We start from the raw sequence: 20,657 nt of genomic DNA, 5'->3' as shown, positions 1-20,657 counted from the left end.
CACCTCTCGTTCGACGCCTGTCGAAGGTAGATTCGACGCGTTCGGATACCTTTTTACACGAGGGGACGGACGTACCGCGCATGGGACTCGACGAGGACTCTCTCGATTACCACCGGCGTGAACCGCCGGGGAAGATCGAGATTTCGACGACGAAACCGACCAACACACAGCGCGACCTGAGCCTGGCGTACTCCCCCGGGGTCGCCGCACCCTGCAACGAGATCGACGCCGACGCCGAAGCGGCGTACTCCTACACCGCGAAGGGGAACCTCGTCGGCGTCGTCTCGAACGGCAGCGCCGTGCTCGGCCTCGGCGACATCGGCGCCCAGGCGTCCAAACCCGTGATGGAGGGCAAGGGAGTGCTGTTCAAGCGGTTCGCCGACATCGACGTGTTCGACCTCGAACTGGAACAGGCCGACCCCAAGGACATCGTCCGGACCGTCAGCGCGATGGAACCGACGTTCGGCGGCATCAACCTGGAGGACATCAAGGCCCCGGAGTGTTTCGAGATAGAGGAACGGCTCCGGGAGGAGATAGACATCCCCGTCTTCCACGACGACCAGCACGGGACCGCCATCATCAGCGGGGCCGCCCTGTTGAACGCCACCGAGATAAACGGCAAGGACCTCGAAAACCTCGAAATCGTCTTCTCCGGTGCCGGCGCGTCGGCCATCGCCACCGCGCGCTTCTACGTCAGCCTGGGCGCGCGCAAGGAGAACATCACGATGTGTGACTCCTCCGGCATCATCACCGAGAACCGGGCCGCACGCGGCGACGTCAACGAGTACAAGACCGAGTTCGCCCGCGACGTGCCGGAGGGCGACCTGGCCGACGCCATGGCGGGCGCCGACGTGTTCGTCGGCCTCTCGGTCGGCGGCATCGTCAGCGAGGAGATGGTCCGCTCGATGGCCGCCGACCCGGTCATCTTCGCCATGGCGAACCCCGACCCCGAAATCGGCTACGAGGAGGCGAAGGCCGCCCGCGAGGACACCGTCATCATGGCGACCGGGCGCTCGGACTATCCGAACATGGTGAACAACGTCCTCGGGTTCCCCTTCATCTTCCGCGGCGCGCTCGACGTGCGCGCGAGCGACATCAACGAGGACATGAAGGTCGCCGCCGCGGAGGCGCTCGCCGACCTCGCCAAGAAGGACGTGCCCGACGCCGTCGTCAAGGCGTACGGCGACCAGCCGCTCCAGTTCGGCCCCGATTACATCATCCCGAAACCGCTCGACCCCCGCGTCCTCTTCGAGATCGCGCCCGCCGTCGCCGAGGCCGCGATGGAGTCCGGCGTCGCCCGGAGCGAACTCGACACCGACGAGTACGTCGAGACGCTCGAAGCCCGCCTCGGCAAGTCCCGTGAGATGATGCGCGTCGTGCTGAACAAGGCCAAAAGCGACCCGAAGCGCGTCGCGCTCGCCGAGGGCACGGACGAGAAGATGATTCGCGCCGCCTACCAGATCCGCGACCAGGGCATCGCCGAACCGGTGCTCATCGGCGACCAGGCGGAGATAGCGGCGACCGCCGACGACCTCGGACTGGACTTCGACCCCACGGTCGCGGACCCGTCGACCGGCGACTACGAGGCGTACGCCGACCGCCTGTACGAACTCCGCCGGCGCAAGGGAATCACCCGTAGCGAAGCCGGCGAACTCGTCCGGAAGGACAGCAACTACTTCGGCAGCGTGATGGTCGAACAGGGCGACGCCGACGCGATGCTGACCGGCCTCACCCACCACTACCCCTCCGCGCTCAGGCCGCCACTCCAGGTCATCGGCACCGCGCCGGACGCCGACTACGCGGCGGGCGTCTACCTCCTCACGTTCAAGAACCGCGTCGTCTTCTGCGCCGACGCGACGGTCAACCAGGACCCCGACGAGGAGGTCCTCGCGGAGATCACCCGCCACACCGCCGAACTCGCGCGCCGGTTCAACGTCGAACCGCGCGCCGCGATGCTGTCGTACTCGAACTTCGGCAGCGTCGACAACGAGGGAACGCGGAAACCCCGCCGCGCCGCCGAGACCCTGCGCGAGGACCCCTCCGTGGACTTCCCGGTCGACGGCGAGATGCAGGCCGACACCGCCGTCGTCTCCGACATCCTGAACGGCACCTACGAGTTCTCGGACCTCGAAGACCCGGCGAACGTGCTCGTATTCCCGAACCTCGAGGCCGGCAATATCGGCTACAAGCTCCTCCAGCGCCTCGGCGGCGCGGAGGCCATCGGCCCGATGCTGGTCGGCATGGACAAGCCCGTCCACGTCCTCCAGCGCGGCGACGAGGTCAAAGACATCGTGAACCTCGCCGGCGTCGCGGTCGTCGACGCCCAGCAGAACGAGTAGGCGGCCGGGTCTCCGGCGCGAACTTCTGCGGAGTCGGGGCGTCCCGGCGGTGGCCGGAGCTACTCCCCGGAGGCGGCCAACCGGTGACCGCAGTACTCGCAGGTCGGGTCGTCGACGCGATTGCGAGCGCCGCACGCCGGACAGTTCACCTTCTCCCGTTGCGGCTCTCCGTCGAACACGTCGCTCAGGTCCGTGAACTTCAACGCGCCGAGGAAGACGAGGACGCCGACGACCCAGCCGACCGGCCCCATGTAGAATAGGACCGCGAGAAACGCCGCGACGACGAGCCAGACAGCGAGGGCGACGACCTGCTCCGCTTCGATTCGCATACTACCTAGTAGAAAGCAACGCTAATAACGATTTCGCGCGGGCACGTCGGTACGGGCCGCGGTCGGCGTGCCCTCGCGGGCGCGTTCGACCGCGCTCGGCTATCGACTCGCCGCGATTCACTCGCCGGTCGTCGTGGTCGTTCCACCATCGCCGCTTCCCGTCTCGACGTCGCCGCGCATCGCCTGCGGGTGGTACTCGCAGTAGTACTGGTTCATCTCCTTCGACGCGGTGAACGTCAGCGACACCGTCTTGCCCTGCTCTTCGGCGTCGTCGCTCTTCTCCAGCGTTTTGCCGCTCCCGTCGACGACGAGCAGTTCGTGCTCCTTTCCGTCGAGGTTGGTCCACTCGACGGTGTACTGCTGGCCGGGAGTCAGCGTCAGCGTCGGGTTCTGCTTGCCCGCGATAGCTTTCGGCGCCTTGCCGACCCAGCCGCCGGTTTTCGCACCCAGTCGTACAGTCTGGCTCTCGCTCTTCGTCGTCGACCTGGTCGTGGTCGATTCCGTCGCGGTCGACTCCGTCGTGGTCGTCTCGCCGCCGGACCCGCCTCCGTTGTCGCTGGTGCAACCGGCGAGCAGTGCGGTGGGAAGGGCGACGCTCGTCATCTCGAGGACCGTTCGGCGGTCTACTTTCGGTTCGGAGTCCATACGTACATCCGGTCGTGGGACGCGGACCCGGAGAAAAGTACCGGCCATTCGTCGGTGAAAAAACACGAAGGCGGTACGAATTCCGACACTCGGAGCTGTCGAGCGGCCGGGGTGGAGCGTCGGCCCTCCGATTTACAAGCGTCTCCGTCGTCGGTCGGGAACGTGTCGAAGGACCACTACCGCTGTGAGGCCTGCGGGAAGGAGTTCGACTCCGAGACCGAACTGGAAAAGCACCTGCGCGAGCAAGGGCTGGTGGACTGACCCCGTCGCTAGCCGCTGACGTGGCGGTCGGACCGCGACGGCGGCGGAATCTGGGTCTCGTCGGACTCGGCCGTATCCGGGAGCAGGCACTGTGTGGGTTCGCGGTTCACGTGGGCGTACTCCTCGGGCGCGTTGGCGAGCGGGTGTGCGGGATTCTGCTCGCTGCGGACCCGGGCGGCGCGGAGTTCGCCGAACCCGGCGACGCGGGCGCGGATACCGCGCCAGTGGTTCCGACTGGCGGCGGCCACGGAGAACGGTCGCGGCGGGCGCCAGTCGGTTCGACGGCCCGCGAGTACGGCCTTGTTGACGTTCGCCGCGAGTTCGTCGTGGTCGACGAGCACGCCGACGCGGGCGTCGACGGGCGCACGGGCGGCGAGTACGTCGAGGCCGAGGTGGAGCGCCCGATATTCGGCGACGTTGTTGTCGGGCATCTCGTCGGGGAGCGACAGTCGGGTGACACGCTCGCCGTCGCGCGTTTCGATGATGACGCCGAGCCCTCCCTCGCCGGAGTCGTGACTGAACGAACCGTCGGTGGCGACGTAGAAGTCACGATGGTGGGTGTGCGGTGGATGGGCGATGTGCGGCGTGGGCGACTCGTCGAACAGGTCCCGCAACCGGGGACGGCGGCCGTGAACGGCCATACGCTCGCTAACACCTGTTCGGACTTAAAGATGAAGGCTGCACTGTCCGGCGAATCTCCCGGAGCCGACAGTCCGGAAGTCCGGTTCAAGTCCGTTGTCGTCGTCGCTCCTAGTCGAATGCACCGGACCGCTTTCGCTCCCGCTACTTCACATATACAATTTTACTTGCCAATACTGATATGGTAGCAGGATTTATATTATTAACTAAATTTGAGTTTAATATAATTTATGTTGATGCATGCTGTGGATTGGCATAGATATTTAAGTCTAAGAGGACCATGTTGCGGGTATGTCTGACGCAAAGGTCAGTCGACGTTCGTACTTGAAGTTCGCGGGCGGTGCGGCGGCCTCGGCGGCGCTCGCCGGCTGTACCGGCGGTAATCAGGACGGCAACGGAACCACGACCACCGGCGGTGGCGGCGGCGAACCGCCGGAGAACTTCCAGGTTACCATCACGCAGGGCCAGATGCCATCGACGCTGGACCCGCACAACCACCGCGAGACGACGACCGACAACGTCATTCTCCAGACCTACGAGGGGCTGCTGGCGCGCGACGCGAAGGGGAAGATCATCAGCAAGCTGGCGACGGAGCACGAACGCGTCGAGAGGGGGACGGTGAAGTTCACCATCCGGGAGGGCGTCACGTTCCACAACGGCGACGAACTGACCCCCGAGGACGTCGCCTTCAGCATCAACCGCATCGTCAAGCCCGACACCGGCGGCCTGAAGAGCCCCCAGCGCGACCAGCTCGCGGGCGTGACCGGGGCCGAAGTCGTCGACGGCGAGCGTGCCGTGCGGGTGAACTCCGAGGGCATCAACCCCGTCGTGTTCTCGCTGTTCGCGTCCTACTGCGACGTCATGCAGAAGTCGTGGGTCCAGAACACGGACCAGATAGCCAAGAAGATGAACGGGACCGGCCCGTTCGAGCTGCAGAACTACAACGAGAGCGTCCGCGTCGTGTTCCAGCGGTACGGGGACTACTGGCGCGACCCGGCCGACGTCTCAGAGCTCACGTTCGAGGCCGCGAAGGAGTCGAGTACGCGCGTGAACCAGTTGCTGAACGGCGAGACGGACATCGTCGTCAACGTTCCGCCGCAGTCCGCGGGCCGGGTCAAGAATTCGAACGGGGCGCGCATCGCACCCGTGCCGAGCACGCGAATCATCTACAACGCGATGCGCTACGACGTCGAGCCGTTCTCCAGCCAGAAGTTCCGCCGGGCGCTGAACCTCGCCATCGACCTGCCGAGCATCATCGAGAACATCCTCTCCGGCTTCGCCGATCCCACCGGACAGCCGACGCTGGAGGGGTTCAACGGATACAACGGCAACGTCGACCCCTACCCGGCGAACAAACAGAAGGCCCAGCGGTTGGTGGAGGAGAGCGGCCACGCCGGGGCGAGCATCACGCTCCACACGCCGGTCGGACGCTACCTCAAGGACGTCGAGGTCGCCCAGGCCGTCTCGCGCCAGATAGACCAGCTGAACAACGTCAGCTGCTCGGTCCAGCAGCGTGACTTCACCTCGCTGGCGGGCGAGCTGACCGACGGCGACATCGAGACCGGCCCGAACTTCTATCTCATCGGCTGGGGGAACGCGACGTTCGACGCCAGCCAGACGATCATCCCTCTGCTGACCACGGACGGGGCGCTCACCTCGTACAGCAACGACAGGGTCGACCGGCTGATGCAGGAAGCCCAGAACATGTCGGACGGCGACCAGCGCAAGCAGAAGTTACAGCAGGCCAACAAGATACTCCACGACCAGGCGCCGTGGATATTCCTCAACCGCCAGTACAGCGTCTACGGCGTCAACCAGGAACTCCAGTGGAAGCCCCGCCGCGACGAACGGATCAACGCCTACGAAATCTCACAGAAGTAACGCCATGCAGGCATCTTCGAGGAGGTGGTCGTAGATGTCGATGGGTCGATTCCTGCTCAAACGGAGCCTCCAGGGTGTCTTCGTCATCTGGGGCGTCGTGACCGTGGTGTTCCTGCTCCGGTTCATCACTCCGGGCAGTGCGATAACGTTCATCGCCCCCCTCGACGCCAGCCCCCAATTGAAACGACAGATAGCGCAGGAACTGGGGCTGAACCAGCCGATATACGTCCAGTACTTCGATTACCTCTGGGCGCTGCTGCACGGCGACATGGGCTACTCGTACATCTCGGGGACGCAGGCGAGCACGCGCATCTTCGCTCGGCTCCCGGCGACGCTGGAACTCGCCATCGCGGCGAGCGTCGTCGCCGTCGTCCTCTCGATTCCGCTCGGCGTCGTCAGCGCGACCCGCCGCCACGAACCCGTCGACTACGCGGCGACGACGTTCTCGCTCGCCGGCATCAGCACGCCGAACTTCTGGCTCGGCATCATGCTGGTGCTGGTGGTCGCCGTCGGCGGCCCGCTCCCGACGAGCCAGCGCATCGTCGGGTTCGGCGAGGCGACGACGATGCTGCTGACCGAGGGGAGCCTGAGCGGCTTCGTGACCTGGCTCAGGCACATCGTCCTCCCGGCCATCACGCTCGGGACGTACTTCACCGCGCTCATCACGCGACTGACCCGGAGCGGAATGCTGGACGAACTCGGGAAGACGTACATCCGCGCCTCGCGGGCGAAGGGGCTGCCGGAGACGCTCGTGCGGTACAAGCACGCGCTCCGGAACACCCTCATCCCGGTCATCACCGTTCTCGGCCTCCAGCTCGGGACGCTCATCGGCGGCGCGGTCATCACCGAGCAAGTGTTCGCGTGGCCCGGCCTGGGGACGCTGATAATCAACTCCATCAACGCCCGCGACTGGCCGCTGATTCAGGGGTCGCTCATCGTCGTCGGCACCGGCTTCGTCGTGCTGAACATCCTCGTCGACGCGCTGTACGCCTACATCAATCCGCAGGTGGTCTACGAATGACATCGCAGGTGGTTCTCGAATGATATCGCCGCGCACGCTTCGCAATCTCGAACGGGAGTTCCGACAGAGCCTGCTCGCCAAGGTCGGCGTCGTCATCGTCGTCGTCGTCCTCTTCGTGGCGGTGTTCGCGCCGGTGCTGGCGCCGCACAACCCGCACAACCAGAACCTCGACGATTCGAACTTGCCGCCGCTCGGGTTCAGCAAGAAGACGACGGAGACGAGTTCCGAACTCGTCAACGGAAGCATCCAGGTCGTCAACAACACGACCTACGTCGAGGCGCAACCGTCCCATCCCCTGGGCACCGACAACCTCGGGCGCGACATGCTCTCGCGGGTCATCTACGGGGCGCGCACGTCGCTGCTCGTCGGCCTCTTCGGGACGGCCCTGGCGCTGCTCATCGGGGTGGTCGTCGGCCTCGTGGCGGGCTACTACGGCGAACTAGTGGACGACGCGCTGATGCGCAGCGCCGACATCATGCTGGCGTTCCCCTCGCTCGTGCTGGCCATCGCGCTGGTCGGACTGTTCAGGCGCGCCGTCTTCAGATTCCCGGACCCCATCGTCGCGGCCGGGTTCGAACCCGGGATGCCCGAGACCGTCGCGCTCCCGGGAACGGTGGTGCTGGTCGTCGCACTGGTGAACTGGGTGTGGTTCGCCCGGGTCGCCCGCGGCGAGGCGCTGACCGTCGAGAGCGAGGAGTACGTGAAGGCCGCCCGGTCGGTCGGCGCGAGCAACCCCTTCATCCTGCGCAAGCACGTCCTGCCGAACAGCGTGACCCCCATCATCGTGCTGGCGACCATCCAGATAGCGGCCATCATCCTGCTGGAGAGCGCGCTGTCGTATCTCGGGTTCTCCGGCGTGAATCTCTCGTGGGGGTTCGACATCGCGCAGGGACGCGACTACCTCGCCACGTCGTGGTGGATATCGACGATTCCGGGAATCGCCATCGTGCTGACGGTCATCGGCATCAACCTCCTCGGTGACTGGCTCCGCGACGCGCTCGACCCCGGCATCGAGGGCGAGGGAGGTGGCGTATGAGCGACCGCGACCTGCTTCGGGTGCGCGACCTCTCGACCCGCTTCTTCACGGAGAAGGGGCAGGTCAACGCCGTCGAGTCGGTCGACTTCGACGTGCGCGACGGCGAGGTGTTCGGCGTCGTCGGCGAGTCGGGGTCCGGCAAGAGCGTCACCGCGCTCTCGCTCATCGACCTCGTGGAGTCGCCTGGACGGATAACGAGCGGCGAGGTCTGGTACCGCAACGAGGCGCTGGCCGACGAGATGGCCGACGAGCGTCCAGACGCCGTGGACGGCGACTTCGTCGACGTGCGCCGCCTCGACGAGCGCCAGCGGCGTGCGCTCCGGGGCCCCTCGTTCAGCATGATATTCCAGGACCCGATGAGCAGTCTCAACCCCTCGCTCACCGTGGGCGAACAGATAGCCGAGGCCGTCGAGGTCCAGCGGCGAGCGTCGGCGAACCCGCGTTCGACGCGGTCGCGCACCCAGGGGTACGGCCTCGCGAAACTCATCACGGGCAGCGTCTTCTCCAGCCAGCGGTACGTCACCGAGGAGAGTCGCGCCCGCGCCGTCGAACTGCTCGAACAGGTCGGCATCCCCGACCCCACCGAGCGCGCCAACGAGTACCCCAACCAGTTCTCGGGCGGGATGCTCCAGCGGGCGATGGTCGCGCAGGCGCTGGCGGGCGAACCGGACCTGCTCATCGCGGACGAGCCGACGACGGCGCTGGACGTGACCATCCAGGCACAGATTCTCGACCTGCTCTCCGACCTGCAGGCGGAGACGGGGATGAGCATCGTGCTCATCACGCACAACCTCGGCGTCATCGCGCGGATGTGCGACCGCGTCGGCGTGATGTACGCCGGTGAGATCGTCGAGCACGGCATGCTCGCGGACGTGTTCGACGCCCCCGTCCACCCCTACACCCGGGGGCTGCTCGGGTCTATTCCGGACCTGGTGAACCCGGACCCGCGGCTCCAGCCCATCGAGGGGAACGTGCCGGACCTCCTCGACCACGAGATGGCGGACCGCTGTTACTTCGCCGACCGCTGCCCGAAGGCGATGGAGGACTGCCTGGAGCATCCGCCGATGTTCGACGCCGCGGGCAGCGACGAACACGGAGCACGCTGCGTGCTGGCCGAGACGGAGTACGACGAGTCGCGGGCGCTACCGGACGACTACTTCGGCGAGGGGACCGAGCGCGGTCCGGACGCCGGAACGAAGCGAACGGAGGTCGAGACCGATGACTGACCCGCTGCTCAGCGTCCGGAACCTGGAGAAGTACTACTACGAACAGGACTCGCTGCTCGACCGCCTGCTCGGGCGCGAACCCCAGAGCGTGCAGGCCGTCGACGGCGTCTCCTTCGACGTCCACGAGGGGGAGACGCTCGGACTGGTCGGCGAGTCCGGCTGTGGCAAGTCGACGACGGGCGAGACGCTGCTCGGCCTGCGCGAACCGACCGGTGGGCGCGTCGAGTTCGACGGCGAGAACGTCTTCGACATGGACGACCTCACGCCGTTCCGCGAGCGCGCCCAGGTCGTCTTCCAGGACCCGTTCTCTAGCCTCGACCCGCGGATGACCGCGGGCGAAATCGTCCGCGAACCCCTGGACGTCCACGGGCTTGCGGGTCGACGCGTCGGTGTCGCGGTCGAGTTCGGTTCGGCGTGGGAGGTCACGGCGGGCGAGTACGTCGACCTCGACGCCGCAGACCCCGAGGTCCGCGTGAGACTCGTTCCTGCCGACGAGACCAGCGACGACGCTGACGACGATTCCGACGCCGTGCGCATTGACACCGCCGACGACGGGCCGACCGACGAAGACGAGGTGTCGGTCTCGGTCGACGAATCGGCCCGGACCGTCCACGTCGACGTGAACAAGTCGAACAAACAGTTGCGCCGCGAGCGCGTGATGGAACTGCTGGAACGGGTCGGCCTCTCGGCGGACCAGATAGACCGCTACCCGCACGAGTTCTCCGGCGGCCAGCGCCAGCGCATCGGCGTCGCCCGGGCGCTGGCGCTCGAACCGGAGTTCATCGTCCTCGACGAACCCGTCTCTGCTCTCGACGTCTCCGTGCAGGCGCAGGTACTGAATCTGCTCGACGACCTCCAGGAGGAGTACGGCCTGACGTACCTGTTCATCGCCCACGACCTCTCGGTCGTCCGCCACATTTCCGACCGCGTGGCCGTGATGTATCTCGGCGAAATCGTCGAACTCGGGCCGGTCGACGAGATATTCAACGACCCCAGACATCCCTACACGCGCGCCCTGCTCGACAGCGTCCCGCGGGCCGACACCGACGAGGCGGACCGCGAGGTGCACACGCTGTCGGGCGACGTCCCCTCGCCGCGGAACCCGCCGTCCGGCTGTCGGTTCCGCACACGCTGTCCGCGGGTCATCCCGCCGGACGACGTCCGCATCGAACAGGAGGCGTACCGCGAGGTGATGGACTACCGCGAACGCCTGGAGGCCGGCGACCTCGACCTCGACTCGGTCCGCGAACTCGCCGCGGGACCGGACCAGGACCCCGAGAGCGTCGAGGAGAGTGCCGTCAGGGAGGAGCTGTGGGCGGAGCAGTTCGACCGCGACCTCGGCGGCGAGAACCGCGCGACGGTCGCCGAGTCGTTCGACCGCCTGTTCGACGGCGACCGCGAGGGGGCCGTCGACGTCATGCGCGACCGCTTCGAGTCGGTCTGCGAGCGCCGGACGCCCGTCCTGCAGGACAGCACCCATCCGGCCGCCTGCCACCTCTACGACCAGCCCGCGACCGACGAGGACGTCCACACGGAGGACGCCCCCGGGACCGAGGTGGAGTCGTCGGCGGACGACTGACGGGCCCTCGGCTCGCGGTGGTCAGTCGGTCGCCGGGAGAAGCACAGAATCGGGGTCGGTCAGACGAAGTCGCCGAGGCCGGCCTGGTCGTCGTCCGCGTTCTCGTCGTCCGCGTCCGCCGAGCCGTCCGCGTCGCCCCCGGCGTCCGGCAAGTCGGTCTCGTCGCCGTCGGACTCCGCGTCGTCGCTCGACCGGACGTCGCCGTTTCCGTTCTGTCGGACGCTCCCCTCGAACGCGCCGCCGGAGTGCTCGACGGCGGCCTCCTCGCGGCGTTTCTCGGCGTCCGCGACGATGTCCTGGACCTTATTCGTGCTCTTGCCGCTGCCCGTGACGAAGGCGACGTGTTCCGCCTCCAGGTCGTAGCGGGCGGCCATCGCCACGGTCAGTTCGCGGTTCTTGCAGTGGTGAGTCATCTCGGCGAGATAGGGGAGTATCTTCCGCCGTGCCGTCGACATGCTGACCCCGCCCTCCTGGGCTATCTTCCGGGCGACGTAGTCGCGAGTGTCGCGCGCTCCTCGACTGCTGCCGAGCTTCTGCCAGGTGTTCGGCGGGCCGTAGCGGGTCCAGCCGCCCTTCTGGCCCCGGCGGGCGGCGGCGACCCCGGCGGTCATGTTGTCGGTCGCGTAGCGCCAGTAGGAGTAGTTCTGGGTGGCGCGCACCCGCCCCAGCCAGCGGTCGGCGTTCGCCAGGAAACCGTAGGCGTCCGCGAGTTCCTCCCCCTTGTAGTCTTTCGGGACGTTGTCCTCGATCCAGCTGATGAGGTCGTCGGGCGTCTCGTCCACGTCGTACGACGCCCGAAGCGCGCCCTCGGCGTCCTCTTTCTTGATGAGCGCGTCGAGGAAGTCGAAGATGCCCTCGGTCGTGTCGCGGTCGCCCGTGACGACGTCGTCCTCCGTGAGTCGCTCGCTCTCCTCGGCGATGGCCTGGAGGTCGTTGACTGCCGAGCGCAGGTCGCCGCTGTTCTTGTCGGCGATGGCCTGCAGGGCGTCGGACTCGAACTCCACGCCCTCCTTCCGGCAGATGTCCCGCAGCACGGGGACGATGCTCCGCGAGGAGACGTCCCGGAACTCGATGTCCTCGCAGGCGTTCCGGAGCGTGTTCGACATGTCGTAGAACTCGTTGGCGATGAGCACCATCGGCTGGCCGGCGTCTTTCACGACCTGCGTGATGGCTCGCGAACCGCCGCGGTCAACGTTGCCGTGCAGGTTGTCGGCCTCGTCCAGGATAACGAGGCGTCGCCCCGACGAACCGCCGGTCAGCGTCCCGCTCTGGGCTGCTTCGCCCGCGACGCGCTTGACGACGCTGCCCGTGCGCTGGTCGCTGGCGTTCAGTTCCATCGTCGGCCAGCCCATGTCGCTCGCCAGCGCGTGTGCGGCCGAGGTCTTGCCGACGCCGGGACTGCCGTGCAAGATGACGGCGTCTCGGTGGTCGTCCCACGTCTCGGCCCACTCCTTCAGGGCGTCGCGGGCCTTGTTGTTCCCGCGAACCTCCGAGAGCGTGCTCGGGCGGTACTTCTCCGTCCAGTCGGTCATTGGCGACACTATGGACGAACCGCGTTTAGTGGTTGCGAAGCGCCCCGTCCGGCGCACACCTTTTTACTCCACGGCGTGGTGTTCGATAGCATGCCCGATGAACGCTCGGTGCAGATGACGGACGACGAACGCGACGAGTTCCTCCGACACGGCGGTACCGGAGTCATCTCCTTCGAGACGGACGAGGGAGAGCCGCCGTACCAGCTACCGGTGTCGTACGGGTTCGACGTCGACGGCGGGGCGTTCTATTTCCGGCTCTCGTTCGCACCGGACGCCGAGAAGGAGGGGGTCGTCGACGAAGACCGTCCCGTCTCGTTCGTCGCGTACGACCGCACGGACGGCGGCTGGCGAAGCGTCGTCGCCACCGGACGTCTGAAGGAGGTGACGGAGGCGGAGATCGGCACGGAGGCCGCCGAGGCGATGCGGAACGTCGAGATTCCCATCGTCGACGTGTTCGACAGGCATCCCCGCGAGGTGACCTTCCGCTTCTTCCGCCTCGACGCCGACGACGTCACCAGTCGGAAGGAGGCCCGGAGCGAGAGCTGACCGTCCGACGACGGCGCGTGACGATTCGGCCCCCCGGACCCGTGTCGCCGGCGGAGAGAAAGGTAGCTTCGACGCTCGGCGTTACTCTTCCTTTATTTCCTGGAGCTGCGCGACCAGTTCGTCGTTGGTCGCTTCGGAGTCGAATTCGATGCTGCCCTCGTGGGAGTTCTCGTGGACGTTGACGGCGGCGTCCTCGTCCATGTCGTGGTCCTCGTCCTGCTGTTCCGATTCGTCGTAGCTTCCGAAGCCCATGCGATACTCTGTATCGTCGTTTCCCACTAAAGCCGTGCGATGTCGTCGGGCTAGACTGCGACGAAGAGGGAGCGGTGGCGGTTCAGTAGCTCGAACTGACGCTGCGGTCGCGGTCCTCGCTGCTGCGAAGCTTGTGGAAGTACCTGTAGACGGGGAACAGCAGGCCCTCCAGGCGACCGGAGACGCCGGTCGGACTCGCGTAGACGAGCACCGGAACGCCGGCCTCCTCGGCGCGCTGGATGACGCGGTCGGGTGTGCTGCCGAGCACCCAGCGTTTCAGCTGTCGCGTCCGGGACGCGCCGATGACCAGGACGCCGCCGCGTTCGGCCACCGACGACACCAGTCCGTCGGCGACGGTGTCGGCGGTCACCTCGTGGCTCTGGACCGACGGTACGTCCTGGAGACCGGACAGCGTCTCTTCTATGTCTTCGACCGTGCCGCCACCGCCCCTCGGAGCGACGTTGACGACGTGCACGTCGGAGCCGCGGCGACCGAGGTCGTTCGCGAGCGCGAGCGCGGCCGCGTGGTGTGGACCGCCGCCGGCACCCACGGTGACGGTGTCGAGGCCGGCGTGCTCGGTGAAGCCGTTGGCGAACGCGACGTCGCAGGGGGCCTCGTACTCCACCTTCTCGGCGACCTCCTCGTGCTCCTTCGGGTAGCCCATCAGGACGAGGTCGGCGTCGTCCTCGCGAGCGGTGTGGAGGATGTCGAAGGCGATGTCGCGACAGATGTGGCCCTCGACGGTGTAGTCGGCGTCGATGTCGGCGTCTTCGAGCGCCTCAAACAGGCGGTCGGCCCGTTCGTCGGCCACGTCGGCTACTGCCTCGCTCGGCGTCTGTTCCGGAATCTGCGTGACGTTGACGACCTGGATGAGCGGGTCGCCGTCACGAGCCTTCGCGATGCGGTCCGCGAGACGGACGTGGTCGTCGGCGCGGTGTATCCGCGCCACTGGGACGAGCACCCGGAACTTCTCGGAGTCTCCGCCGTTGGTTTTCGTCGCGGACGGGCGCGGCGACACGGCGCGGTCGACCATCTCCTCGACATTCGGTGCGCCGCCCCAGGTCAGGTACGCCCCGACGAGCGCCACCTCGACGAGCGCTCCGACGGCGACGCCCAGCGGCGGCAGGTTCGTAATGAGCGCGAGGTTGGCCAGCACGCCGATGGCCGGCACCCACGGCACGAACGGCACCTCCAGCGGCCGGTCGAGGTCGGGGTACCGCCGCCGGGAGACGATGAGTGCGACGTTGACGACCGCCAGCGGCGCGAGCAGGTTCAGGTTGGCGAAGCCGGTCAGCGCGTCGAGACCGAGGTCGATTCCGGCCAGGCCACCCTCGGCGGGGAAGATGGCGACGAAGGTGACGACGAGCGCGACGATAGTGCCGGTGACGGCGGTCACGCTCCAGAACGGCGTTCCGTAGTCGGGGTGGATGCGCGAGAACCGCCGCGGGGCCTGTCCCTGGCGACCCATCAGCGACCCGATGCCCGACGCCGCGAGGATGCTCGCGTTCGACGCCGACACCATGCTGAAGATGGCGCCGGCGACGATGAGCCACTTGCCGAAGCTGCCGAGGAACGCCGCCGCGACCTTCCCCATCGCGGTCTCGCCCTGTCTGGCGACGACTTCGGGCGGAATCGGCGAGTTGACCATCGCCACGATGACGAAGATGTACAGCACCGTCACCGTGAGGATGCTCGCGCCGATGGCCTTCGGGACGGTCTTTCGCGGTTCGATTATCTCGCCTGCGCTGGCCGCGATGGCCGAGAAGCCGAAGAAGGTGATGAACGCGACCGCCGCGATGGAGATGATGCCCCCCGCGTTGGTCTTGAACCCGGTGGCGAACGTGCCGACCGCCGCGGTCGGTCCCGTGAACACGAACGCCCCGGCGATGAACACCAGCAGGACCGCGACCTTCGCTCCCGTCACGAGAACCTGGAAGCTCCCGCTCTCCTCGGTCCCCTGCGCGTTCAGGTAGCCCAGCAGGATGGCCGTCGCCGCAGCGACGGTCCCGTGGGGCACCTCGAACTGGTGGGGCAGGAGGAACTGGTGAAACCACTCCCCCATCGTGGTGAGATAGAAGGCGGTCGTCGCACAGTACCCCATGAACAGCGAGGCCCCGACGGCGAAGAGCAAGCGGTCGTCATCGAACGTACGCGAGGAGAAGAGGTAGCCGCCGCCGTTCTCGCTGTAGACGGAGGCGAACTCCGAGTAGGAGGCTGCTGTCAGTCCCGCGATGACGGCCGCGATGACGAACGATATCACCGCACTGCTTCCGACCACCGCCACCGCAGTCCCGGAGAGCGAGAAGATTCCCGCAGCTATCATCGTCCCCAACCCGATGGCGAACGCGACGCGGAACCCCAGCGTACGGGTGTGTTCGACCATTCGACCGGGGGTAGTCCCCCCTTACTGAGTAAAGTTGTGGCTGCCATAGCACCCTCGGGCGACTCGCGCCGGTGAGCGTCGAACCGTGGGTCGTCGTCCTGCGCTCGTTTTCCCGTCCGACTCGACCGGTTCCGACCCTCCTCGTCGCGTCGGCTCCGATGAAAAGGAACTAATTTACGCCGTGGCTGGGAACCAAGACAGGAATGACAGGGAGGGTTGTGCATGCGCGTCATCATCGTCGGAGCCGGTGAGGTCGGGTCGTCCATCGCGGCGAACCTCGCGGGCAACCACGAGGTCGTCGTGGTCGACCGCGACCCCGAGCGCGTCGACTCGCTGACCTACTCGCTAGACGTGCTGGCCGTCGAGGGCGACGGCACGTCCCTGAAGACGCTTCGCGAAGCCGACATCGAGGCGGCCGACATGGTCATCGCCAGCACCGACGACGACGAGACCAACCTCGTCGTCTGCGGGACGGCGAAGACAGTCGACGACCCGTTCACCATCGCCCGGGTGAAGAAGGTCGACTACCTCGACACGTGGGAGCGCGCCGACCAGCGCGCGTTCGGCGTCGACTTCATGGTGTGTACGAACCTGTTGACCGCGACGGACATCGTGCACGTCATCGGCCTGCCCGCCGCCCGCGACGTGGACCCGTTCGCCGGCGGCAAGGTCCAGATGGCCGAGTTCGAGGTGCGGTCCGACAGCCCCATCGCGGACCAGACGGTCCAGCAGGCCGACCACTTCGACTCGCTCACCTTCGCGGCCATCATCCGCAACGGCGACGTCGCCATCCCGAAGGGCGATACGCTCATCCGGGCCGACGACAAGGTCGTCGTCATCGGGAGCCCAGAGAGCGTTCAGCAGTTCGCCCGCGAGGTCGCGCCCGACGAGACGCCGAGCAAGGACAAGGAGCTCGTCGTCATCGGCGGGAGCGAGATCGGCTTCCACACCGCGCGACTGATGGAGGAACGGGACCTCCGCCCCCGACTCATCGAACGCGACCACGAACGCGCCCGGGAACTCGCCGAGGACCTGCCGCACACGGTCGTCATGGAGAGCGACGCGACCGACGCGGAGTTCCTCACCCGCGAACACGTCGACGAGGCGGACGTCGTCGTCGCGGCGCTGGAGAACGACGAGAAGAACCTGCTCGTCTCCGTCCTCGCCAAGCAACTCGGCGCGGAGCGGGCCATCGCCGTCGTCGAGGACGCCGAGTACGTGGACCTGTTCGAGCAGGTCGGCATCGACGTGGCCATCAACCCCCGCGAGGTGACCGCCGAGGAGATAACCCGATTCACGCGCGAGGCGCCCGCGGAGAACGTCGCGCTCATCGAGAACGACCGAGCCGAGGTGCTGGAGATCGAGGTCGACGGGGACAGCGTGCTCGCGGACGCGTCGATTCAGGACGCGGTCTCCAGGCTCCCCAACGGCGTCGTCGTCGGCGCGATAACCCGGGACGGCGAGTTCGTCGTCCCGCGCGGTGATACGGTCGTGCAACGCGGCGACCACGTGGTCGTGTTCGTGGACACCGACGTGCTGGACGAAGTGAGCGCCCAGCTATGAACGTGGTCGGCTGGAGACTCCGCGTCGACTGGCGCGCTAGCGTCAGCCTGGTCGGGTCGGTGCTGAAGTGGCTCGCGGTCCCGCTGGTGTTCCCCCTGCTCGTCGGCCTGTACTACGGCGAGGGCGTGGTCACCTTCCTCGTCACCATCGCCGTCACCGCCACCGTCGGCTGGCTGCTCGAACGTCTCGACCCCGACCCCGACATGGGTGCTCGCGAGGGATTCCTGATGGTCGCGCTGACGTGGCTCGCCGTCTCGCTCGTCGGCAGTCTCCCCTACCTCGTCGCCGGCAACGGACTTCTCGTCGTCGAGACGTTCCCCTACCTCGTCGTCGAGTCCGGCCCGTCGACGCTGTCAGCCCCGGTCAACGCGCTGTTCGAGAGCATGAGCGGATTCACGACCACGGGAGCGACCGTGATGGGGGACATCTCCTTCGACACGCACTCCCGGGCGGTCATGATGTGGCGACAGCAGACCCAGTGGCTCGGCGGGATGGGCATCGTCGTTCTCGCGGTCGCCATCCTCCCCGAACTGTCGGTCGGGGGCGCACAGTTGATGGACGCCGAAGCGCCGGGTCCGGGCATCCAGAAGCTCACGCCCCGGATAGCCGAGACGGCTCGCGCGCTCTGGCGAGCGTACCTCGGCATCACCGCGCTCGAGATGCTGCTGCTGTACGGCCTCCACGTCACCGGCGGCGTGCTCGGCACGCCCCTCGCGCCGGAGATGACGCTCTACAACGCCGTCGCGCACGGTTTCACGACGATGGCGACCGGCGGGTTCTCGCCGGAGGCACGCAGCATCGAGGCGTTCTCGGCAGTCGTCCAGTGGGTCATCGTCCCGTTCATGGTCGCCGCCGGCACCAACTTCGCGCTGTTCTGGCACGCACTGAACGGCGAGCCGAGGCGGTTCCTCGAAGACGCCGAGTTCCGGTTCTACGTCGGCGTGCTCGGGGTACTATCGGCCGTCCTCACGGTCCTGCTGTTCGTCGGTCCGGGCATCGCGACGACGCCGGAGCAGGTCGGTCCCGTCGCGGGCAACGTCGAATCGGCGGCCCGCCACGCCATCTTCCAGGTCGTCTCCATCATCACGACGACGGGGTACGCCAGCATGGACTTCAACACCTGGAGCGCCGGCGCGCAGTACCTCCTGCTCGTCGGCATGTTCGTCGGCGGTTCGGCGGGGTCGACCGGCGGTGCGATAAAGATCGTCCGCTGGTACGTCATCCTGAAGTCGCTGAAACGGGAGCTGTTCACGACCATCCACCCCGAGGCCGTCCGACCGGTCCGAATCGGCGGGCGCGCCGTGGACGAACGGGCGCTCCGGGGTATCTACGTGTTCACTCTGCTGTACCTCGTCATCTTCTTCGTCGCCGCCTTCCTCGTGTTCGTCGACGCGGAGCGAGCGGGCGGCCCGGCGCTGAACCTCCTCGAATCGATGAGCGCCGTCGCCGCGACGCTGGGCAACGTCGGTCCGGGGTTCCAGCTCGTCGGGCCGATGAACAGCTACCTGCCCTTCCCGCCGACGACGAAGCTGCTGATGGTCGCGCTGATGTGGATCGGTCGGCTCGAAATCCTGCCGGTGCTCGTGCTGCTGACGCCCGCCTACTGGCGGTCCTGACCCGTCGGGAGCGCGACCCCCGATCGTCCGAACGCCCGGGACCAAACGTTTTGGCGGTCGCTCTCGTACTGACGGCGATGATTCACGCGTACACCACCGTCATCACTGGCGGGGGTACGAGTCAGACGGTCGCCGAGCGCGTCCGGGAACTCCCGAACGTCACCGAGGCACACGTCGTGGCGGGCGACTTCGACGTCATCGCCGAAATCGAAGCCGACGACATCCACGGCATCCAGGAGACCGTCACCTCCGGCATCAGGTCGCTGGAGGAGGTCGGGACGACGCGAACGTACCTCCGGCTCGACTGACGGTTCGGACGTCACGACCACCCTCCGGGGCGCTCTCGGCGGCCACTCCGGCGGTCGGAACGGTCGCGGGACGGCCGCCCCGTCTCACACCTCGACGGTCCAGGCGACGTACCCCTCCGGGCGGTCGTACACCTCCCGGAACGTCCGCTCGACGAACTGCGCGATGCGGTTAGGGTCGGCTTTGGCGCTGATTCGAACGTTCGTCCCCTCGGCCTCCTCGGGGCTCTCCAGTTGCGCTATCTTGAACGCCGGGAACTCCCCGAGCAGTTCCTTCAGGCGGTCGAGTTCCTCGTCCGTACAGTCGAGGTTGAGCGTCCGGTCGCCGAACTGCATCCACGGCGGAATCTCCTCGGTCCCGTCGGCGTCTTCGCTCTCCGCGGCCGCGTCCGCTTCGGCGTCGCTCTCCTCGCCGAGCGACTCGGCCTGGAAGGTGCAGAACGCGCTCCCGCGTTCGCGGTGGGCGACGATGGCGTCCGCGAACAGTTTCTGGCGGTCCGTGGGCTCCGCGGCGCTGAACCGGGTCATGTCCGGTCGTTCGTCGCCGGCCCTCAAAAGGTAGCCGTTCTTGCAAAGCGCAGCGGTTTCTTCAAGACTTTAAGCCAGGACGACGCAGGGTCTCCCATGGAGCCTCACATCCTCATCCTGGGTGCACCAGGCGCTGGCAAGGGAACGCAGAGCCGTCGCATCGCCGAGGAGTACGACGTCGAACACGTCACGACCGGCGACGCCCTCCGGGCGAACAAGCACATGGAGACCGAACACGGTACGCCTGCAAGCTACATGGACGAGGGCGAACTCGTGCCCGACCCCGTCGTGAACGAGATCGTTCGGGCGGCGCTGGACGAGGCGGACGGCTACGTCCTCGACGGCTATCCGCGGAACCTCTCGCAGGCCGAGTACCTCCACGAGATCACCGACCTCGACGTCGTGCTGTATCTCGATGTCGACGAGGAGGAACTCGTCCACCGGCTGACCGGCCGGCGACTCGACCCGGAGACAGGCGACATCTACCACGTCGAGTACGACCCCGCGGAGGACGAGGAGGTAGCGGAGCGCCTCGTCCAGCGCGAGGACGACACCGAGGAGACCGTCCGCGAACGCCTGCGAGTGTACCGGGAGAACACGGAACCGGTCGTCGAGTTCTACGACGACGAGGGCGCCCTCGTCCGCATCGACGGCGAACAATCCCCGGACGAGGTCTGGAAGGACGTGCGAGACACCATCGATTCGAACGCCTGAACGCCGTCGGACGATGCCCCGACGGTCGGAATTCGCGAGACGACGCCACTGCTTTCGAACAATATGAGAACTTTAAAGAGTACTACCTCCCTACCCGTAATCGAGCCCGGGTGGCTTAGCTGGACATAGCGCCGCACTCATAGGGTTCTGAGATTGGCGCTCAGGCCTTGGAAGCCTCCCATGCCCACGGGGCCCGCCAGCCTCGAACCTGGGTCATGCGGAGATCGAGGGTTCGGAGCCCTCCCCGGGCATTTCTGTGACG

Annotated in this window: 19 protein-coding genes and 1 tRNA gene; 13 read left to right on the top strand and 7 right to left on the bottom strand. The window is 66.9% G+C overall.

Translation table 11 applies throughout. The annotated features are described in order from the left end of the window. Nucleotides 1-80 precede the first annotated feature (80 nt). The gene (locus ACRYA2_RS05400; protein WP_433625007.1) at nt 81-2,339 is read left to right on the top strand and encodes an NADP-dependent malic enzyme; all 2,259 of its coding nucleotides are present in this window, start codon (nt 81-83) and stop codon (nt 2,337-2,339) included. Nucleotides 2,340-2,398: 59 nt separating this feature from the next. Here the strand turns inward: ACRYA2_RS05400 and ACRYA2_RS05395 are convergent, their stop codons facing one another. Together ACRYA2_RS05395 and ACRYA2_RS05390 are read right to left on the bottom strand one after the other, a co-directional pair. Next, entirely contained in the window at nt 2,399-2,668 is a 270-nt protein-coding gene (locus tag ACRYA2_RS05395; protein WP_433625004.1) for a zinc ribbon domain-containing protein, read from the bottom strand. 117 nt (nt 2,669-2,785) lie between these two features. Beyond that, nucleotides 2,786-3,313 (bottom strand): cupredoxin domain-containing protein, encoded by a 528-nt coding sequence (locus ACRYA2_RS05390; RefSeq protein ID WP_433625002.1) that lies wholly within the window; start codon nt 3,311-3,313, stop codon nt 2,786-2,788. A 162-nt stretch (nt 3,314-3,475) separates the two neighbouring features. Between ACRYA2_RS05390 and ACRYA2_RS05385 the strand changes: the two genes are divergently transcribed. Beyond that, nucleotides 3,476-3,574, top strand: coding sequence for a C2H2-type zinc finger protein (locus ACRYA2_RS05385; protein ID WP_433625000.1), 99 nt, complete (start codon nt 3,476-3,478; stop codon nt 3,572-3,574). Between the two features lie 8 nt (nt 3,575-3,582). On the opposite strand, the gene ACRYA2_RS05380 is transcribed toward ACRYA2_RS05385, so the two are convergent. Then, nucleotides 3,583-4,215 carry a ribonuclease HI gene (locus ACRYA2_RS05380; RefSeq protein ID WP_433624998.1) on the bottom strand — a complete coding sequence of 211 codons (633 nt, stop codon included), beginning with the start codon at nt 4,213-4,215 and terminating at the stop codon, nt 3,583-3,585. 289 nt (nt 4,216-4,504) lie between these two features. Between ACRYA2_RS05380 and ACRYA2_RS05375 the strand changes: the two genes are divergently transcribed. The 5 genes from ACRYA2_RS05375 to ACRYA2_RS05355 are packed head-to-tail and all read left to right on the top strand — an operon-like array spanning nt 4,505 to nt 10,956. Continuing rightward, a complete protein-coding gene (locus ACRYA2_RS05375; RefSeq protein ID WP_433624996.1) occupies nt 4,505-6,094 on the top strand; it encodes an ABC transporter substrate-binding protein in 1,590 nt (529 codons plus the stop codon). A gap of 34 nt (nt 6,095-6,128) precedes the next feature. After that, nucleotides 6,129-7,115 carry an ABC transporter permease gene (locus tag ACRYA2_RS05370; protein ID WP_433624994.1) on the top strand — a complete coding sequence of 329 codons (987 nt, stop codon included), beginning with the start codon at nt 6,129-6,131 and terminating at the stop codon, nt 7,113-7,115. A 19-nt stretch (nt 7,116-7,134) separates the two neighbouring features. Beyond that, entirely contained in the window at nt 7,135-8,151 is a 1,017-nt protein-coding gene (locus ACRYA2_RS05365) for an ABC transporter permease (protein WP_433624992.1), read from the top strand. After that, nucleotides 8,148-9,377 (top strand): ABC transporter ATP-binding protein, encoded by a 1,230-nt coding sequence (locus ACRYA2_RS05360; protein WP_433624990.1) that lies wholly within the window; start codon nt 8,148-8,150, stop codon nt 9,375-9,377. The genes ACRYA2_RS05365 and ACRYA2_RS05360 overlap by 4 nt, the downstream gene beginning before the upstream one ends. Then, entirely contained in the window at nt 9,370-10,956 is a 1,587-nt protein-coding gene (locus ACRYA2_RS05355; protein ID WP_433624988.1) for an ABC transporter ATP-binding protein, read from the top strand. Before ACRYA2_RS05360 ends, ACRYA2_RS05355 begins: the two co-directional genes overlap by 8 nt. 59 nt (nt 10,957-11,015) lie before the next feature. Here ACRYA2_RS05355 and ACRYA2_RS05350 read toward each other — a convergent pair whose 3' ends face one another. Next, on the bottom strand, nt 11,016-12,488 hold the full coding sequence (locus ACRYA2_RS05350) for a replication factor C large subunit (protein WP_433624986.1): 1,473 nt from the start codon (nt 12,486-12,488) through the stop codon (nt 11,016-11,018). 90 nt (nt 12,489-12,578) lie between these two features. Here ACRYA2_RS05350 and ACRYA2_RS05345 point away from each other — a divergent pair, with 90 nt between their 5' ends. Beyond that, nucleotides 12,579-13,034 carry a pyridoxamine 5'-phosphate oxidase family protein gene (locus tag ACRYA2_RS05345; RefSeq protein ID WP_433624984.1) on the top strand — a complete coding sequence of 152 codons (456 nt, stop codon included), beginning with the start codon at nt 12,579-12,581 and terminating at the stop codon, nt 13,032-13,034. A gap of 81 nt (nt 13,035-13,115) precedes the next feature. On the opposite strand, the gene ACRYA2_RS05340 is transcribed toward ACRYA2_RS05345, so the two are convergent. Together ACRYA2_RS05340 and ACRYA2_RS05335 are read right to left on the bottom strand one after the other, a co-directional pair. Beyond that, a complete protein-coding gene (locus ACRYA2_RS05340; RefSeq protein WP_113277055.1) occupies nt 13,116-13,286 on the bottom strand; it encodes a DUF5786 family protein in 171 nt (56 codons plus the stop codon). Between the two features lie 82 nt (nt 13,287-13,368). Further along, nucleotides 13,369-15,669, bottom strand: coding sequence for an amino acid permease (locus ACRYA2_RS05335; protein ID WP_433624982.1), 2,301 nt, complete (start codon nt 15,667-15,669; stop codon nt 13,369-13,371). 222 nt (nt 15,670-15,891) lie between these two features. Between ACRYA2_RS05335 and trkA the strand changes: the two genes are divergently transcribed. The 3 genes from trkA (at nt 15,892) to ACRYA2_RS05320 (ending at nt 19,156) form a co-directional block, all read left to right on the top strand. Further along, the gene (gene trkA / locus ACRYA2_RS05330) at nt 15,892-17,232 is read left to right on the top strand and encodes a Trk system potassium transporter TrkA (protein ID WP_433624980.1); all 1,341 of its coding nucleotides are present in this window, start codon (nt 15,892-15,894) and stop codon (nt 17,230-17,232) included. Beyond that, nucleotides 17,229-18,848, top strand: coding sequence for a TrkH family potassium uptake protein (locus ACRYA2_RS05325; protein WP_433624978.1), 1,620 nt, complete (start codon nt 17,229-17,231; stop codon nt 18,846-18,848). The genes trkA and ACRYA2_RS05325 overlap by 4 nt, the downstream gene beginning before the upstream one ends. 77 nt (nt 18,849-18,925) lie before the next feature. Continuing rightward, complete coding sequence (locus ACRYA2_RS05320) at nt 18,926-19,156, top strand: Lrp/AsnC ligand binding domain-containing protein (protein ID WP_433624976.1); 231 nt, start codon at nt 18,926-18,928, stop codon at nt 19,154-19,156. A gap of 84 nt (nt 19,157-19,240) precedes the next feature. Here the strand turns inward: ACRYA2_RS05320 and ACRYA2_RS05315 are convergent, their stop codons facing one another. Next, nucleotides 19,241-19,681 carry a DUF7975 family protein gene (locus ACRYA2_RS05315; RefSeq protein WP_433624974.1) on the bottom strand — a complete coding sequence of 147 codons (441 nt, stop codon included), beginning with the start codon at nt 19,679-19,681 and terminating at the stop codon, nt 19,241-19,243. Between the two features lie 96 nt (nt 19,682-19,777). Here ACRYA2_RS05315 and ACRYA2_RS05310 point away from each other — a divergent pair, with 96 nt between their 5' ends. Both ACRYA2_RS05310 and ACRYA2_RS05305 read left to right on the top strand, forming a co-directional pair. Further along, nucleotides 19,778-20,395, top strand: coding sequence for an adenylate kinase (locus ACRYA2_RS05310; protein ID WP_433624972.1), 618 nt, complete (start codon nt 19,778-19,780; stop codon nt 20,393-20,395). A 104-nt stretch (nt 20,396-20,499) separates the two neighbouring features. Continuing rightward, nucleotides 20,500-20,646 (top strand) — tRNA-Met (locus ACRYA2_RS05305). The last annotated feature ends 11 nt before the right edge of the window (nt 20,647-20,657 follow it).

The sequence above is a fragment of the Halomicrococcus pelagicus genome, assembly GCF_050954125.1.
The sequence above is the reverse complement of the archived record's forward strand: the minus strand, read 5'-3'. Positions and strand labels throughout refer to the sequence as shown.